Below are 16,067 nucleotides of genomic sequence, written 5' to 3' on the forward strand. Positions count from 1 at the left end.
GAAATCAACTAATTCAACCAAAATACCAAACCATAAAAGCATGCCAAACTTAATATAATCGTTAACAAGGTATGACGAACTACATAAGCAATCAAAATCGTCAAAATTGTGGCGAGAAAATAAGGATTGAGTAAGCTCTCACGAAATGCACCATGCTCATCCATAAACACGATTGGGGTGGCAATTGCAGTCAATAAACATGGAGCAGAATATTGCAAAGATTGTTGAAACCATTTCGGCAGTCGCAAAGGAAGATTAGGTTCAAGCAATATATAGCGATTCATAAATACAACTAGTGCCAGAATAATCAGGATAAACCAAGTCATACTTTACGCTCCCGAAAATTCTGTAAGCAACTCGCAGCAAACATCCCGATCACTCCAGCCATGATTGCTGCACTTTTAATCCCCAGACTTAAAAAAACCACCGTTAATGTGACTGAAACAAGCACACCAACCAAAGTATTTAAGTTTTTAATAAATGGAACCACGATTGCAATAAAAGTTGCCACAATGGAAAAATCGAGATTGTATTGATCTAAATTAGGGACTGCAGAAGCAAGGAATACACCACAAGCGCTAAACAGTACCCAACACAAATAAAAACAAAATCCAGCACCAAGTAGATAGTGAATATAATGTTGCTGCTTTTTAATACTCACCGCGAACAATTCATCCGTCAGCAAAAAACCCAGCATCAAACGATTTTTTAAGGGTTGTTTGGAGATATCTTCTCGCAAATACAAAGCATATAAATAATGCTGTGTAGTAATCAGAAAAACTGAAATAATGATCGTTAACGCAGGTGTACCCGCCATAACTAACCCTAAAGTCATCAACTGTGCTGCACCCGCAAAGACAAGTGCAGACATTGCAATGGCTTGCATGGTTGTAAGGCCTGCTTGAATCGCCATCGAACCTGCCAACAAGCCCCAAGGTAATACGGCAAAACACAATGGAAGTATTTTGATCACTCCATTTAAAAATGCCCGTGATTCGGTCATCGGGGTATGATCTATGTTTTCAGCTAACATCTACATCACAATCATTGATTAAAAACCCAATGACTATGCCAAATCTAGATCATCCAAGCTTGTATAAAATTGCTGTTTTTTTTATTTGAGATAAGCAGTATAACCGCCTGGCGTAATACCAAACGTTTGACGAAAATGCCGACTAAAATGACTTTGATCTGAGAAACCACATTGCTGTGAAACTTCTGATAAGTTCAAACCCTGTCTCAATAATTTTTGTGATTTCTGTAATCGCGCTTGGATCAACCACGCATGTGGTGAGAGTCCAACATGCTTTTTAAATTGACGTAAAAAATGCCACTGGCTCAGATTCGCCATTTCAGCCAATTCGATGAGTGAAAACTCTTGCTCAGGCATACTCGCCATTAATTCTTTAATATTTAAAATACGCTGTTTTGCATTACTGAGGTCAGCGGCATGCGGTTTTGTTTGGCTATATTTTGAGATTAGCCAAGCAATCGTAGATAAGAACAAGGTTTGTTTGAGCAAGGTATTGCTCGGTTGCTCTAACAAATCAAATAGTAATCGTAATTGCTGCGCCAGACCTTCGTCATGCAACACGGCTTCTCTAAACCACGGTGCTGTGCCATGAATAGTCGTGAGATCACGCGTCAGTTCATGGAAAATTTCTGGAGTTGGATAAATTGCTCGATAACGCCAGCCCGTTTCTACCGCAGATGAGCCTGTATGTACTTCATCAGCATTCACCAAAATAATATCGCCTTGCGGCGCAACATGATTGCCCCCTGTACGATAAAAACGTTGCGCACCCTCTTCAATCACACCGATACAAAATCCTTCATGAACATGTCGCGAGAACTCCTGCTGAAAGTAACTGGCTTTCAACATTTCTAAACCACCGAGTTCTTCGAGGTGTAAATAATCGACTTGTTCACGAGGTCTGCGTGACATCACGACCTCCTAAGGCATGTATGCATCATTTCAGGTTAACGCGATTTAGATAGATTTATAGAACAAAATTGCTGTTCATAGCTCAAGCTATATAAAACAATTTACTAAATTTTACGTTCAAAAAAATTAAGCGATCTGAGGTAAAAATTATTTTTCAGCTTTTTTTCTTATTAGATTACTAGGTACAATAAGAATAATCGGCAGAGTAAAACTTGAAGTGCGACATAAACCACCTAATTAATTTAAAGGGTTTATGGAGTATATAAAATTGTCATACCATCATCTTAACTTTGAAGATCGTACTGCATTAATGCTTGAGTCAAGAAAAGAAGGCTTTTCAGCCAGAAAATTTGCTGAACTTATTAAAAGACATCCTAGTACGATCTATCGTGAGCTTAAAAGAAATAGCATCAATGACGTTTATCAAGCTCGATATGCTTCTGATAACACTTTTGCTAGACGTAGACGTGGTCACAGAAAACTCAAAATCGATTCAATCCTCTGGAAATTTATTGTTGAAGCGATCCGTTGTTTATGGTCTCCTCAGCAAATAGCAAAGCGTTTAAAGACATTTCCTGATTTGGATCAAACAATGAATGTAAGCCATACAACGATTTATTCAACGATACGAGCATTACCCAAGGGTGAGTTGAAAAAAGACTTATTATCCTGTCTACGTCATGAAAATAAAAAGCGAAAAGCTAACGGTGAACCTAAAAAAGATTCTATATTACAGGATATTAAAACTATTCATGAGCGCCCAGCCGAAGTTCAAGAAAGAAAAATACCGGGTCATTGGGAAGCTGATTTAATTAAAGGTAAAGACAATAAAAGTTCGATAGCAACACTTATTGAACGAAATACACGGCTCTGTATCTTGGCAACATTACCTGATGCAAAGGCAGAATCAGTGCGCAAGGCTTTAACTGAAGCTCTGAAATATTTACCTGCAGAACTGCGTAAAACGTTGACCTATGACCGTGGACGCGAGATGGCAGAACATAAAATACTTGAAGAAGATTTAGGCATAGATGTATATTTCTGTGACCCACATTCACCCTGGCAAAAAGGCACATGCGAAAATATGAATGGTTTAATTAGGCAATATTTACCTAAAGGGATTGATTTAAATCAGGCAGATCAGCATTATTTAAATCAAGTTGCCATGTCACTGAATACTCGTCCTAGAAAAGCGTTAGATTGGCTTACACCATTAGAGAAATTTGCTCAGCTTGTTGATTATCATAAGACTTTTCAAACTGTCGCACCTCATGTTTGAATTCGCCATCTAATTTATATAAGCTATCTTAATATTGTGAGCACTACTGAGAGAGAAATCGCCAAACTTTTTACAAGTAATAGCTTAAGAGCCATTGCTTCTGGCGACGTTTCACCTCTTGAAAAAATAATAAATAACAAGAACTTAAGATCAAATGTAAATACAACTAGTATCGATGATATATATTCATCTGCATTTGAGTTTTTAAGTCGGAATTATCGAAATGAATATGTCTATAAAAATTTGATTGCTCGCAAAATTTTAAGAAGCAAACATTCACTCCAGTCATCCGTTTTACTTTCAGAATTCAGAGTAGGTCAGAATAAAGCTGATTTAGTCTTACTAAATGGCTGTTCAACTTGTTATGAAATCAAAACAGAATATGATTCATTAAACAGATTAGAAGACCAACTACAGTCATATATTCAATTATTTGAAAAAGTTTATGTCGTTTGCCCTAGTTCCCTACAAGTAGATGTAGAAGCTATTATTCCTCATAGTGTTGGTATTATTGTTTTAACCGACAACAACACTTTACGAACTATAAAAGACGCTATATCAAATAATATTTTTGATATTAGCCTTATGATGAAATCTTTAAGAAAAGAAGAGTATTTAGATATTGCTGAAAATATATATGGATTAAAAATTGATGTTCCCAACACTCAAGTTTTTGATCTATGCTTTAAAATTTTAAATAAATCTGATAGAGCTGTTGTGAACAATTTATTTTTAAAAACTTTAAAGAAATACAGAAAGAATAATATTGAAGCCATAAATACTCTACCTTCCCCTTTGACTAATGCTTTGATAAGCTTTAAATTCAATAAAAATGATATTAAAAACCTAATTAGCTTTTTCTCGGAGAAAGAACTTAATGTATTATCCAATTTTAAGAGGAAAACTTAATGAGCTTTTAGCTATTCGAGAACTATCAGAGCTAGGACTTAAAAACTTTACTCCTGTTATTGAGCCTGTAAAAAATGATATAAAAGCACTATGCAAAACCATTGAAGTCCTAAATAAGAATGGTATCGTACCTTATATAATCATCAACCCGACAATTGGTGACTTCAAAAAATCACAAACGGAGTTCAATGAACTTATAACTAAAATAGAGAATATAGAGTATATTCCACTCTACTCAATCAACGAAAAAACTAACTCATACAGTGATTTTTTAGGATTAAACTCTTTTGGATTATTTATCCAAAAAGGCATTGATCAAGAACTTATAAATTTTTCAAATTTATCTAAAATTAACTTTATACAGAATGATAATAGCCCAATAGTTAAAAAGCACATACGCAATAAAGTTGTATATGAAGATTTTTTTAAAAGACAATTAAGAAATGCAGACTATCCTCAAGAGTCATCATTCTCTGCTTTACATAGCTATTATAAAGACGAAAACAATATAGGTTTTGGTGATTATACTATTACAGGCAATGATTTTATTGAAGGTGGTGGTCCAGCTTATGTTGTAACAGTTCATGCATCATATATTGATTCTCAAAGGTTTGATGAATTATTCATTCGCCACTATTCATCAGAAGATGATGGAACACCTACCAACCCTGGTGCTAAATTTAAGCAAGCGTTAACAAAACTTATTTCTGATTTTCAATCAAAAAGAATCCTCTTCGAAGAAACAGAAGGACTACAAGAGTTCATTTTTTTATACAAAATAGGACATTTCCCTGGGTTAGGGCAAGTTAAAAAAATTTCAATAATGCATCATATTGAAACAATAAATATATATTTAGAATCAAAGGATTAAGACTAATGGTTCAAAAATGTTGTAGTAACTGTTTTTCAGACAAAGCATTAAAATTACAAATAAACTCAATCGGTAGAATTTCACGTTGTCATTATTGTGGAACAAATGATGCAAGTACTATAAACATAGATCAATTATATGCACTAATCTCACCACTTATTGAAGTTATTGATAACATATTTGAAGAACATATAGATGGTTATAGTTTATTCCATATCCTATCAAGTGAATTCAAATTATTTACTAGCAAAGTTCACGAGCAAATAATTGAAGATGCTCTACAAAATAGACAAGAGTTAATTAACAAAAAATATAAAAACTTTCCAACTAATACTCAGAGTGAATGGGAAGCCTTTAAATATGAACTAAAGCATAATAATCGGCGAATTCAAACATGAGGTGCGACAGTTTGAAAAGTCTTATGATAATCAACAAGCTGAGCAAATTTCTCTAATGGTGTAAGCCAATCTAACGCTTTTCTAGGACGAGTATTCAGTGACATGGCAACTTGATTTAAATAATGCTGATCTGCCTGATTTAAATCAATCCCTTTAGGTAAATATTGCCTAATTAAACCATTCATATTTTCGCATGTGCCTTTTTGCCAGGGTGAATGTGGGTCACAGAAATATACATCTATGCCTAAATCTTCTTCAAGTATTTTATGTTCTGCCATCTCGCGTCCACGGTCATAGGTCAACGTTTTACGCAGTTCTGCAGGTAAATATTTCAGAGCTTCAGTTAAAGCCTTGCGCACTGATTCTGCCTTTGCATCAGGTAATGTTGCCAAGATACAGAGCCGTGTATTTCGTTCAATAAGTGTTGCTATCGAACTTTTATTGTCTTTACCTTTAATTAAATCAGCTTCCCAATGACCCGGTATTTTTCTTTCTTGAACTTCGGCTGGGCGCTCATGAATAGTTTTAATATCCTGTAATATAGAATCTTTTTTAGGTTCACCGTTAGCTTTTCGCTTTTTATTTTCATGACGTAGACAGGATAATAAGTCTTTTTTCAACTCACCCTTGGGTAATGCTCGTATCGTTGAATAAATCGTTGTATGGCTTACATTCATTGTTTGATCCAAATCAGGAAATGTCTTTAAACGCTTTGCTATTTGCTGAGGAGACCATAAACAACGGATCGCTTCAACAATAAATTTCCAGAGGATTGAATCGATTTTGAGTTTTCTGTGACCACGTCTACGTCTAGCAAAAGTGTTATCAGAAGCATATCGAGCTTGATAAACGTCATTGATGCTATTTCTTTTAAGCTCACGATAGATCGTACTAGGATGTCTTTTAATAAGTTCAGCAAATTTTCTGGCTGAAAAGCCTTCTTTTCTTGACTCAAGCATTAATGCAGTACGATCTTCAAAGTTAAGATGATGGTATGACAATTTTATATACTCCATAAACCCTTTAAATTAATTAGGTGGTTTATGTCGCACTTCAAGTTTTACTCTGCCATCGTTTCTTCCCCCAAATTGAAATATACAGAGATGCTTTTCTTGAGACTGGAAACCTATTCGAGAAATTCACAGAGGTAATTGAGCAATTAAATTATGAAATTACTACTTCTGATACACTTTTCCGAGCCAGAATATCGGATAGCGCACTTGATCACCCAAATATGAAGAAACCACCAATAGACAAGGTGACTATTGGGCGCGCAAACCCTGATGGTATTTCCTATCTCTACACGGCGGAACAACTTGAAACGGCTCTTACAGAAGTCCGTCCAAGTAACGGGCAAACTGTCTATATTGCTTATTTAAAAGTCAAACAAGATATTAACGTTATTAATTTATGTGATCCTAAAAAAGATATTTCATTCATATCTTTAAGCTCTACAGATGATTTCCATAAGATTATGAAATTAGTTAATCTATTAGATCAATTCGCCAAAGAGTTATCTCTACCTGTTTTGCCTAATCGTTCACATCTCGATTATATACCAACTCAATTCATTACTGAGTTTTTTAAAAATTTAGGTGGGATTGATGGATTAATGTTTAATAGCTCTTTTGGAAACGGTTACAACTTAGTCATATTTGATCAAGACAAAATAGACATTCCAATTGATATACCCTTGAAACAATTGAGAATTATGGGCATACAGCCTGATTATACTGAATTATAAAAATAGTATCACTTAAAATAAAAGCCTCCGAAGAGGCTTTTATTTATTTGATCAGTTACTTAGAGCCTTTAATCCCTGCTTGTAATAACAAGGCACCTAAACCACCTATTTTTTGCTCTTGCGGTTTTTCAGCTTTTGGCTTGTTATTTTGCGGACGCTTAAAGTCGCCCTCTTTACGTGGAGGACGTTGACCTTGAGGCTTACGTTCTGAACGCTCAGTACGCTCTTGCTGTGGACGCTGCTGCTGACGTGGTGCTTTAGTAGGCGCAGAACCTTCAGCACGCATACTCAAGTTCACACGATTACGTTCAACATCAACTTGCATCACACGAACTTGCACGATCTGACCTGGTTTCACGACTTTGTGTGGGTCAGAAACGAATTCATTTGCAAGTTCAGAGATATGCACTAAACCATCTTGGTGTACACCTACGTCCACGAATGCACCGAAGTTGGTTACATTGGTTACAACGCCTTCAAGCTGCATACCTTCAGTGAGTTGTGCAACTTCGGTAATGTCTTCACGGAACTTCGCTGTACGGAACTCAGGACGAGGGTCACGACCTGGTTTTTCCAATTCTGCTAAAACGTCTTGAATCGTCGGCAAACCGAATTTGTCATCGACAAACTCTTCTGCTTTTACTTGGCGAATAATTTCTGTATTACCAATGATGTCTTTTACAGTTGTTGCTTTTGCGGCAACAATTTTCTCAACCAAGCCATAACTTTCAGGGTGAACAGCAGATGCATCTAATGGCTCAGAACCATCTTGAACACGTAAGAAACCAGCTGATTGTTCAAAAGTACGCTCGCCTAAACGTGGAACTTTCTTCAATGCTTGACGATTATCAAAACGTCCATTTTCTTTACGGTATTCAACGATTTGTTGTGCAATCGCTTTGTTTAAACCTGCGATATAAGCCAAGATCGCTGGAGATGCTGTATTGACATCCACACCCACCGCGTTCACACAGTCTTCAACAACTGCATCTAGTGTTTTTGCTAAACCTGTTTGGTTTACATCGTGTTGGTACTGACCTACACCAATTGATTTTGGATCAATTTTTACAAGCTCTGCTAATGGATCTTGTAAACGACGAGCGATTGAAACCGCACCACGAATAGATACATCAAGCTCTGGAAGTTCTTGTGCAGCCAATTCACTTGCAGAATAAACAGATGCACCTGCTTCACTCACAGTAATACGTGTTAATTTCAGATCCGTATTTGCCGCCATCATTTCAGCAACAACTGCTTCTGTTTCACGGCTTGCTGTTCCATTACCAATAGCAATAAGTTCCACGTGGAACTCTCTGCACAAACGCGCAAGCTCCGCAATCGAACCTTCTTTATCTTCTTTCGGTGCAAATGGATAGATTGTGCTGTGTGCAAGGACATCACCAGCTTCACTAATCACTGCCAGTTTTACCCCTGTACGAATACCAGGATCAACACCTAAAGTAACACGTCCACCTGCTGGTGCAGATAGAAGTAAATGACGCAAGTTCTCCGCAAATACATCCATTGCTTCAGCTTCAGCAGATAGACGCTTATCTGTTAGCAATGAGTGTTCAATCTGCGGACGAATCTTACCTAGCCAGAATAATTTTGCAGTTTGCTTTAAATAATCTTGACGGCTCTGTGGTTGTACTTGGTCTAAGTTGTATTCAGTTTCAATACGCGCCAATGGTGCATCATCTTCACCATCCACTTTTAAACCTAATACATTTTCTTGACGACCACGAAGCATCGCTAACAAACGGTGTGAAGGAACTTTGTTTAAGTTTTCAGAGAACTCAAAGTAATCACGAAATTTCTTACCAACTTCTTTTTTCTCTTCAGATGCCACAGCACTCTTTAGCACAGCAGTTTTAGAAAAAGTTTGTTTTAATTCAGTGGTTAATGCAATGTTTTGCGCCCAATCATCAATTAAAATATGCTGAATCGCATCCAACTGACTTTCAAGATCTGGGTAGTCTTCATGGCTGAAGCCTGATAATGCTTCTGTAGGATCAACTTGTTCAGCAAAAATCTTTTCTGCGATCGGCCCTAAACCCGCTTCTTTCGCTTTGAAAGATTTGCTTGTGCGTTTTGGACGATACGGCGCATAAATTTCTTCTAATGCATTCTTGGTTTCAGCCGCATTTACACGTGCAAGTAAATCATCACTTAACTTATCTTGTTCTTGTAAAGATTGAATCACTTTCTCACGACGTTCGTACAAATCACGTAGGTAAGCCAAACGTGTGTCGAGTTGACGCAATTGAGTATCGTCTAAGCCTTGCGTGACTTCTTTACGGTAACGTGCAATAAAGGGAACACTGGCGCCTTCATCAATTAAACGAATAGCAGCTTCTACTTGGTTTGGACGTACGGCAAGTTCATTTGCCAACTGCTGAACTAAGTCAGTCATCGTGATTGATTCCACAAGGGTTAATTCTAAAAGCACTGATTATAAAGTCCACGGCTATAAAATCCACCATTGTTTTTTTGAAAATTTTACGAGTAGATTATGCAAATTGATCAATGTTTCTAAAATCCCAAGATTTTTTCAGCTAAATATTGAAAAATAGATTGATTGTCATAATTTTACCTGTATATGTTTGGTATCTATCTCTTGATTTTATTGGCAATATTTGTTGCTTTATAACATAGCCAAACCTGTGCAATGAATCGTATACTGCCTGACATTGCATAATTACGATGACAATAAACGATAAAGGAGCACATCATGAGTTTAGTTGTACCTGCTGAATCGACGGAAACCGTACACCATGAGACAGACCGAGTCGAACGCATTTTAGTGGTCGATGACGATGTGCGTTTGCGTACGCTTTTGCAACGATTTTTAGAAGATAAAGGTTTTGTAGTCAAAACTGCTCATGACGCGACACAAATGGATCGTTTATTACAACGTGAATTGTTTTCGTTGATCGTTCTTGATTTCATGCTTCCTGTCGAAGATGGCTTAAGTATTTGTCGCAGATTACGCCAATCTAATATTGATACTCCAATTATCATGTTGACGGCACGTGGAAGTGACTCTGATCGCATTGCAGGTTTGGAAGCTGGCGCAGACGATTATTTACCGAAACCATTTAACCCAAATGAACTTTTAGCTCGTATTCGTGCTGTATTACGTCGCCAAGTGCGTGAAGTACCAGGTGCACCGAGCCAACAAGTTGAAGTTGTTAGCTTTGGACCATGGTCTTTAGATCTTTCAACTCGTACACTTACTCGTGAAGGTCAAGTCGTGACTTTGACGACTGGTGAATTCGCTGTATTAAAAGCCTTGGTTCAACATCCACGTGAACCTTTGACCCGCGATAAATTGATGAATTTAGCACGTGGTCGTGAATGGGGTGCAATGGAGCGTTCGATTGATGTTCAAGTGTCTCGTTTACGCCGTTTAATCGAAGACAACCCTGCCCGCGCTCGTTATATTCAAACCGTTTGGGGTGTAGGCTATGTTTTTGTTCCAGATGGTGCTGAGTAAGTTCAGGAATTTCAACGTTGAAACTGGAACCCATTGACCCTCAAACTTTTACTGAGTTTGTATCTTACTCTGAACGACCACGTACCAAGTGGGAACGTTTCTTAGATAAGATCAAACCACGTTCCGCTGCGATGCGTACCACTATTTTGGTACTGTTCACCGTATTCTTCAGCTTATTTATGTCTTTGTGGTTCTTCTGGCGAACTTTGTATTTGCCAGAGTTACAACAACATGCACGCTATCTCGCAATTGAATTAGAGCTGGTCAATAATCCTGATATTCGAATTTTGCATCGTGATACAGAAGTCGATATTGATACATGGTTAAAAAACCGTATTGGTATCGAATACATCACTGATCCTAAAGAATTTCCAAAGATTGAAGACAAATTTCTAGCTGAATTATTTACTGATGAAATCGAAGCCAAACTTGCCAAAGAGTTAGGTGTTGATAACGTCACCGTTTATTTTAAATTTAAACCAATTCCTCGTATCTGGATTCAAACTCCAGAGATGAATGGTAACTGGGTGCGTGAACCACTAAAAACCTATACCAATTACAGTGTTGAACTGATTGCAACATGGTTATTTGGTGTACCGATCTTATCTTCAATTATTATTTTAACCTTAGTTCGCCAAATGAATCGTCCATTGCGTCGATTACAAAATGCCGCCAATAGTTATAGTAAAACAGGTAAAGCACCTTATTTAGATACTAATCACGGGCCTTTAGAAATTCGTCAGGTGAACCAAGCTTTTAACCATATGGTTTATACGCTTGAACAAACTGAGCGAGACCGTCAAATTATGTTGGCTGGGATTTCTCACGATTTGCGTACACCATTGACGCGTATTCGTCTCACTGCAGAAATGCTACCCGATGAATTCTTTCGTGAAGGTCTAATTTATGATGTTGATGATATGGATGCGATTCTCAACCAATTCATTTCGTACATGCGTGATGGATCGGATGAAGAACTCACCGATACCAATATCAACACATTGCTGCAAGAACTCGTCATTCAATTCAAACCATTAGATATACGTTTTGAAATGCAGGATTTACCTATTATTCCTGCTCGTAGTCTCTCTTTAAAGCGTCTGATCGCCAATTTAATCAATAATGCGAAACGCTATGGTGCCGAACCGATTGAACTTTCTGCAAGCCATGTAGACGAACACATCCTCATCACTGTTGCTGATCATGGTGAAGGCATTCCACCCGATCAAGTTGAAGAACTCATGCAACCCTTTGTACGTGGTAATTCAGCGCGCACTGTTCAAGGTAGCGGACTTGGCCTTGCAATCGTAAAACGTATTGTGGATATTCATCAGGGTAAAATTAGCATTCGCAATCGTGAGCAAGGTGGTTTAGAAGTTGTGATCTCTTTACCAATCGTGACTCCTCATGTTGAAGAGACTGAGAAAAATACGATTAGCAAGATTAAACAAACACTTAGTGAACACTTCTAATTCAATACGAGACCAATCAAAAATGTCTCGTATTTTTGCTCGCAAATCATCTTCTATTTCACATATTAGACCTTAGCCGTAGTCCAATTCCCTTTTGCTTTTTTAGCGCTAAAATCCATATCTAATGAAAAAGCAATATTGAGAATGGATGATGTCTTTAAGTCGTATTCGCCTTGCGTCTCTACACGACAAAGTGATGAGTGCAGAACAGGCTGCTCGCTTTATTGAAAATGATATGACGGTTGGTATGAGCGGATTTACTCGTGCAGGAGAGGCGAAAGCTGTTCCTCAAGCACTGGTTGAACAAGCTAAAAAAAATCCGTTAAAAATCACGTTAATTACTGGTGCAAGTCTCGGAAATGACTTAGACAAACAACTGACGGAAGCAGGTGTACTTGCACGTCGCATGCCATTCCAAGTTGACAATACCTTACGTCGTGCAATTAATAACGGCGAAGTGATGTTTATTGACCAACATTTATCTGAAACCGTTGAGCAAATGCGTAATCAGCAGCTCAAACGTCCAGATGTAGCTGTGATTGAAGCGGTCGCAATCACTGAAGATGGTCACATTGTTCCAACAACATCCGTTGGTAACTCTGCAAGCTTTGCAATTTTCGCGGAAAAAGTGATTGTAGAAATCAACACATCACTCAGCGAAAACTTTGAAGGCTTACACGATATTTACATCCCAACCTATCGTCCAACGCGTACACCACTGCCTTTAACTCAAGTGGATGATCGTATCGGCTCTACTGCGATTCCAATCGATCCTGCAAAAATCGTCGGCATCGTGTTCAACGATACAGCTGACTCACCTTCAACAGTGACAGCGCCAGATGATGAGACTCAAGGCATTGCAAATCATTTGATTGCATTTTTTGAGAAAGAAGTTGCTGCTGGTCGTTTAGCGAAAAACTTAGGTCCTTTACAAGCGGGTATTGGTTCTATTGCAAACGCTGTTCTCACTGGTTTGAAAGATTCAAACTTCGAAGATCTTGTGATGTACTCTGAAGTACTTCAAGACTGTACGTTTGAATTGATCGATGCAGGTAAAATGAAGTTTGCTTCTGGTAGTTCAATTACACTTTCAGCTCAGTGTGGCGAGCGTGTATTTGGCAATCTAGAGCACTACAAAGATAAATTAGTCTTACGTCCACAAGAAATTTCAAATCACCCTGAAATTGTGCGTCGCTTAGGTATTATTGGGATCAACACTGCCCTCGAATTTGATATTTATGGCAATGTGAACTCAACTCACGTTTGTGGTACCAAGATGATGAATGGTATCGGTGGCTCAGGTGATTTCGCACGTAATGCGCACTTAGCAATCTTTGTCACCAAGTCAATCGCAAAAGGTGGCGATATTTCTTCGATCGTGCCGATGGTGAGCCATGTTGATCACTGTGAACATGATGTTGATATTCTAGTGACAGAACAAGGCTTGGCTGACCTTCGTGGTTTAGCACCGCGTGAGCGTGCGCGTGTGATTATCGATAATTGTGTACACCCAGTCTACCAAGCAGCATTAAACGATTATTTTGATCGTTCATGTGAGCGTGGTGGACATACGCCTCATATTCTTCGTGAAGCATTGTCATGGCATGCAAATTTTGAAGAAACAGGTCATATGCTATCGAACGGTTCTTTAGCTAAAACAGCTTAAAATTCCCTTTGTAGCAAATAAAAGGCTGAATCTGTTGATTCAGCCTTTTTCTATTTAGAACTTCAAACCGTAAGATACACCTAAGATATGTTGATCCATTTCTAGATTTGCCTCACCCCCACCAAATGCTGTCGGGATCGATTGATTGCCTTTTACGGTTTCTTTTAAACCATAGGTATAGGCAACGCTTAACTCTTGCGCTCGATCAATATCCCACGTCGCACCTAGACTAATATGATCTTTAATCACACCTGGTGCTAGAATATTTAAGAAAGTCTGATCTTGTGGGATAGGCTGATCATTATGGCTATAACCAGCACGCATTGTGAGTTGTGGATTGACTTGATAGCTTGCTCCCAACTTATAGACGTTAATATCTTTCCAACCGAAACCCTGTCCCTTTTCTGATCCGAAAGTATTGCCTTGCATCACAGAAGCTAAACTAAAAGGATTACCGACCGAATCAACATCCGAATAATTGATTCGCTGTATATCCGCTAATACAGTCAAAGCAGGGGTTAACTTGAAGCTTGCTCCAACCCCATAACTCTCAGGAACATCAAAATCACCCGATTCAGCAAATAAACCGCGATACTTATCAAATTTATCTGCATCAATTTTTGACGCATAGTTTGCTCCGACAGTAACGACATCATTTAATTTCGCACTCCAGCCCACTCGCACCCCAATCCCTGTAGCAGAGTCTTTACCTTTATTGCTTAGATTTTTTCCATCATTTGAAAATGGGGCAAAACCAGAAATTCCTTTCGCTTCAAAACGTTGATAAAGAAAATTTGTCGCAATCCCGATTGATTGATTTTCACTATAGCGCCATGCAACCGTTGGAGAGACAAATATCTGAGATAAATCAACACCCGCTTCGCCTGTATTACCAAATTCAGCATAAGGATTGCGTTTATAGGTCGTATTCATACCACCATTGCCATAAATCGCTAAGCCTAAAGCAACGCTATCATTTACTTTCTTATTGATCGCAAATTCAGGCAGTACAAAGTATTCACGACCATTACCGCTGTATTGTCCATTGGCACCGGCTAAGTTCCCCTCAATCTCAGCAGAGCGTTTAGGATTAAATAGGGTCGCACCAACATCTACACGGCTATCAATCCAGCTCAAACCTGATGGATTACTCGCTATAGTGAGCGCATCGTTAAATGCAGCGATAGAGGCACCAGCTTGACCTTGGGCTTTCACGCCATAACCATGCATAAAATAGCCTGTAGTCGCAGATGCGTGCTGTGCTATACCCGATAAAAGAACAACTGGAAGAGCTACCCCGATAAACTTTTGCATAACTTATCTTCAACAAAAATAATATATTCGCAAGTATATTGTTTTTCTTTTATTCATATAACTAAGTAAAATTGAGATGCATATTCTTTTTATTCATAAAGAGTTTTTAATATAGAACTTAGAAAGACTTAAATATGAATTACGCATAATTTAACCTATAAAAAAACCCCAAACATTAGTTTGGGGTTTTTGAATATGGTGGCGTGACCCAGGATCGAACTGGGGACACACGGATTTTCAATCCGTTGCTCTACCTACTGAGCTATCGCGCCAATGGCGTGTATTAAGCCGTATCTACAGCAAATAGTCAACAATTATCCTGAGCTTTTGATTTGATTGCCCATTTTTCAGGCAAAAAAGTCCAGATAAAAAAAATCCCTGATGGGATCAGGGATTGAAATTTCGAATCTATGGTGGCGTGACCCAGGATCGAACTGGGGACACACGGATTTTCAATCCGTTGCTCTACCTACTGAGCTATCGCGCCAAAGTGGGCGTATTAAACAATGTTTGTCAAAATCCGTCAAGTTAATTTAAGGATTTTTAGATTAAGTGTTTAATTTAACTCCAATTAGACCCCATATTTAGCTCGCGATTAGATTTTTCCAAGATGTGATAGACAGCGATGAATCGCGCCACATCCAGGTTCAAACTGTTTTACGCCCTGCTCTTCCTCAATACGGCAAACTTCCTCAACGAGACGTTCTGCCACACCGCGACCGCGATTGGATGGATGTACAACAATATATTCCAAAACACGGCTTTCACCTTGTCCTGTGACCCAGATTGCACCTATAATTTTGGTGTTAAATTCAGCGGTATAAACTGTGGTATATTGCTGTAGATCTTGTTCAAGTTGCTGCATTGCATCTTGCCCATCACCAAACTCTGGACTGGTGTCATAAAGTCGCTCTAGCTGGGTACGAATTCCTAGATTTTCTAGTGAACTGTAAGCATGTACGGTAATAGGCAT

The 16,067-nt window shown here is 38.3% G+C and carries 15 protein-coding genes and 2 tRNA genes; 8 read left to right on the forward strand and 9 right to left on the reverse strand.

The annotated features are described in order from the left end of the window. Positions 1–8 precede the first annotated feature (8 nt). From R2H34_RS15300 to R2H34_RS15310, 3 genes are all read right to left on the reverse strand, one after another. Positions 9–326: an AzlD domain-containing protein gene (locus R2H34_RS15300; protein ID WP_004909748.1), complete on the reverse strand. Its 318-nt coding sequence runs from the start codon at positions 324–326 to the stop codon at positions 9–11. Further along, positions 323–1,033, reverse strand: a complete 711-nt coding sequence (locus tag R2H34_RS15305; RefSeq protein ID WP_004964670.1) for an AzlC family ABC transporter permease — start codon at positions 1,031–1,033, stop codon at positions 323–325. The genes R2H34_RS15300 and R2H34_RS15305 overlap by 4 nt, the downstream gene beginning before the upstream one ends. Before the next feature lie 81 nt (positions 1,034–1,114). After that, complete coding sequence (locus R2H34_RS15310; RefSeq protein ID WP_004964672.1) at positions 1,115–1,945, reverse strand: AraC family transcriptional regulator; 831 nt, start codon at positions 1,943–1,945, stop codon at positions 1,115–1,117. Positions 1,946–2,255: 310 nt separating this feature from the next. On the opposite strand from R2H34_RS15310, the gene R2H34_RS15315 reads away from it, so the two are divergent. The 4 genes from R2H34_RS15315 to R2H34_RS15330 are packed head-to-tail and all read left to right on the forward strand — an operon-like array spanning position 2,256 to position 5,402. Then, positions 2,256–3,224, forward strand: a complete 969-nt coding sequence (locus R2H34_RS15315) for an IS30 family transposase (protein ID WP_014538385.1) — start codon at positions 2,256–2,258, stop codon at positions 3,222–3,224. A 36-nt stretch (positions 3,225–3,260) separates the two neighbouring features. Continuing rightward, positions 3,261–4,133 (forward strand): sce7726 family protein, encoded by an 873-nt coding sequence (locus R2H34_RS15320; protein ID WP_004964674.1) that lies wholly within the window; start codon positions 3,261–3,263, stop codon positions 4,131–4,133. Then, entirely contained in the window at positions 4,102–5,004 is a 903-nt protein-coding gene (locus R2H34_RS15325; protein ID WP_004964677.1) for a sce7725 family protein, read from the forward strand. The genes R2H34_RS15320 and R2H34_RS15325 overlap by 32 nt, the downstream gene beginning before the upstream one ends. Positions 5,005–5,009: 5 nt before the next feature. Then, positions 5,010–5,402: a hypothetical protein gene (locus tag R2H34_RS15330; RefSeq protein ID WP_318342343.1), complete on the forward strand. Its 393-nt coding sequence runs from the start codon at positions 5,010–5,012 to the stop codon at positions 5,400–5,402. On the opposite strand, the gene R2H34_RS15335 is transcribed toward R2H34_RS15330, so the two are convergent. Continuing rightward, the gene (locus R2H34_RS15335) at positions 5,393–6,361 is read right to left on the reverse strand and encodes an IS30 family transposase (RefSeq protein WP_014538385.1); all 969 of its coding nucleotides are present in this window, start codon (positions 6,359–6,361) and stop codon (positions 5,393–5,395) included. The two genes, R2H34_RS15330 and R2H34_RS15335, sit on opposite strands and share 10 nt — an antisense overlap. Positions 6,362–6,438: 77 nt before the next feature. On the opposite strand from R2H34_RS15335, the gene R2H34_RS15340 reads away from it, so the two are divergent. Further along, complete coding sequence (locus R2H34_RS15340; RefSeq protein ID WP_318342344.1) at positions 6,439–7,146, forward strand: RES family NAD+ phosphorylase; 708 nt, start codon at positions 6,439–6,441, stop codon at positions 7,144–7,146. A 55-nt stretch (positions 7,147–7,201) separates the two neighbouring features. Here R2H34_RS15340 and R2H34_RS15345 read toward each other — a convergent pair whose 3' ends face one another. After that, on the reverse strand, positions 7,202–9,559 hold the full coding sequence (locus R2H34_RS15345) for a Tex family protein (protein WP_004909754.1): 2,358 nt from the start codon (positions 9,557–9,559) through the stop codon (positions 7,202–7,204). Positions 9,560–9,877: 318 nt separating this feature from the next. Between R2H34_RS15345 and ompR the strand changes: the two genes are divergently transcribed. From ompR to R2H34_RS15360, 3 genes are all read left to right on the forward strand, one after another. Beyond that, the gene (gene ompR / locus R2H34_RS15350; RefSeq protein ID WP_004657337.1) at positions 9,878–10,642 is read left to right on the forward strand and encodes a two-component system response regulator OmpR; all 765 of its coding nucleotides are present in this window, start codon (positions 9,878–9,880) and stop codon (positions 10,640–10,642) included. A gap of 17 nt (positions 10,643–10,659) precedes the next feature. Further along, positions 10,660–12,114, forward strand: a complete 1,455-nt coding sequence (locus R2H34_RS15355; RefSeq protein ID WP_004964683.1) for an ATP-binding protein — start codon at positions 10,660–10,662, stop codon at positions 12,112–12,114. A 151-nt stretch (positions 12,115–12,265) separates the two neighbouring features. Beyond that, positions 12,266–13,780 (forward strand): acetyl-CoA hydrolase/transferase family protein, encoded by a 1,515-nt coding sequence (locus R2H34_RS15360; RefSeq protein ID WP_087540200.1) that lies wholly within the window; start codon positions 12,266–12,268, stop codon positions 13,778–13,780. A 54-nt stretch (positions 13,781–13,834) separates the two neighbouring features. Here the strand turns inward: R2H34_RS15360 and R2H34_RS15365 are convergent, their stop codons facing one another. The 4 genes from R2H34_RS15365 to R2H34_RS15380 all read right to left on the reverse strand — a co-directional run bounded on the left by R2H34_RS15365 (position 13,835) and on the right by R2H34_RS15380 (position 16,067). Continuing rightward, positions 13,835–15,094 carry an OmpP1/FadL family transporter gene (locus R2H34_RS15365; protein ID WP_087540198.1) on the reverse strand — a complete coding sequence of 420 codons (1,260 nt, stop codon included), beginning with the start codon at positions 15,092–15,094 and terminating at the stop codon, positions 13,835–13,837. Between the two features lie 196 nt (positions 15,095–15,290). Next, positions 15,291–15,366, reverse strand: a tRNA-Phe gene (locus tag R2H34_RS15370). A gap of 139 nt (positions 15,367–15,505) precedes the next feature. Then, a tRNA-Phe gene (locus R2H34_RS15375) sits at positions 15,506–15,581 on the reverse strand. A gap of 108 nt (positions 15,582–15,689) precedes the next feature. Further along, positions 15,690–16,067 (reverse strand): GNAT family N-acetyltransferase, encoded by a 378-nt coding sequence (locus R2H34_RS15380; RefSeq protein ID WP_004909759.1) that lies wholly within the window; start codon positions 16,065–16,067, stop codon positions 15,690–15,692.

Source organism: Acinetobacter sp. 16 (assembly GCF_033439925.1).
In the GTDB taxonomy this organism is placed as follows: Bacteria; Pseudomonadota; Gammaproteobacteria; order Pseudomonadales; family Moraxellaceae; genus Acinetobacter; species Acinetobacter junii.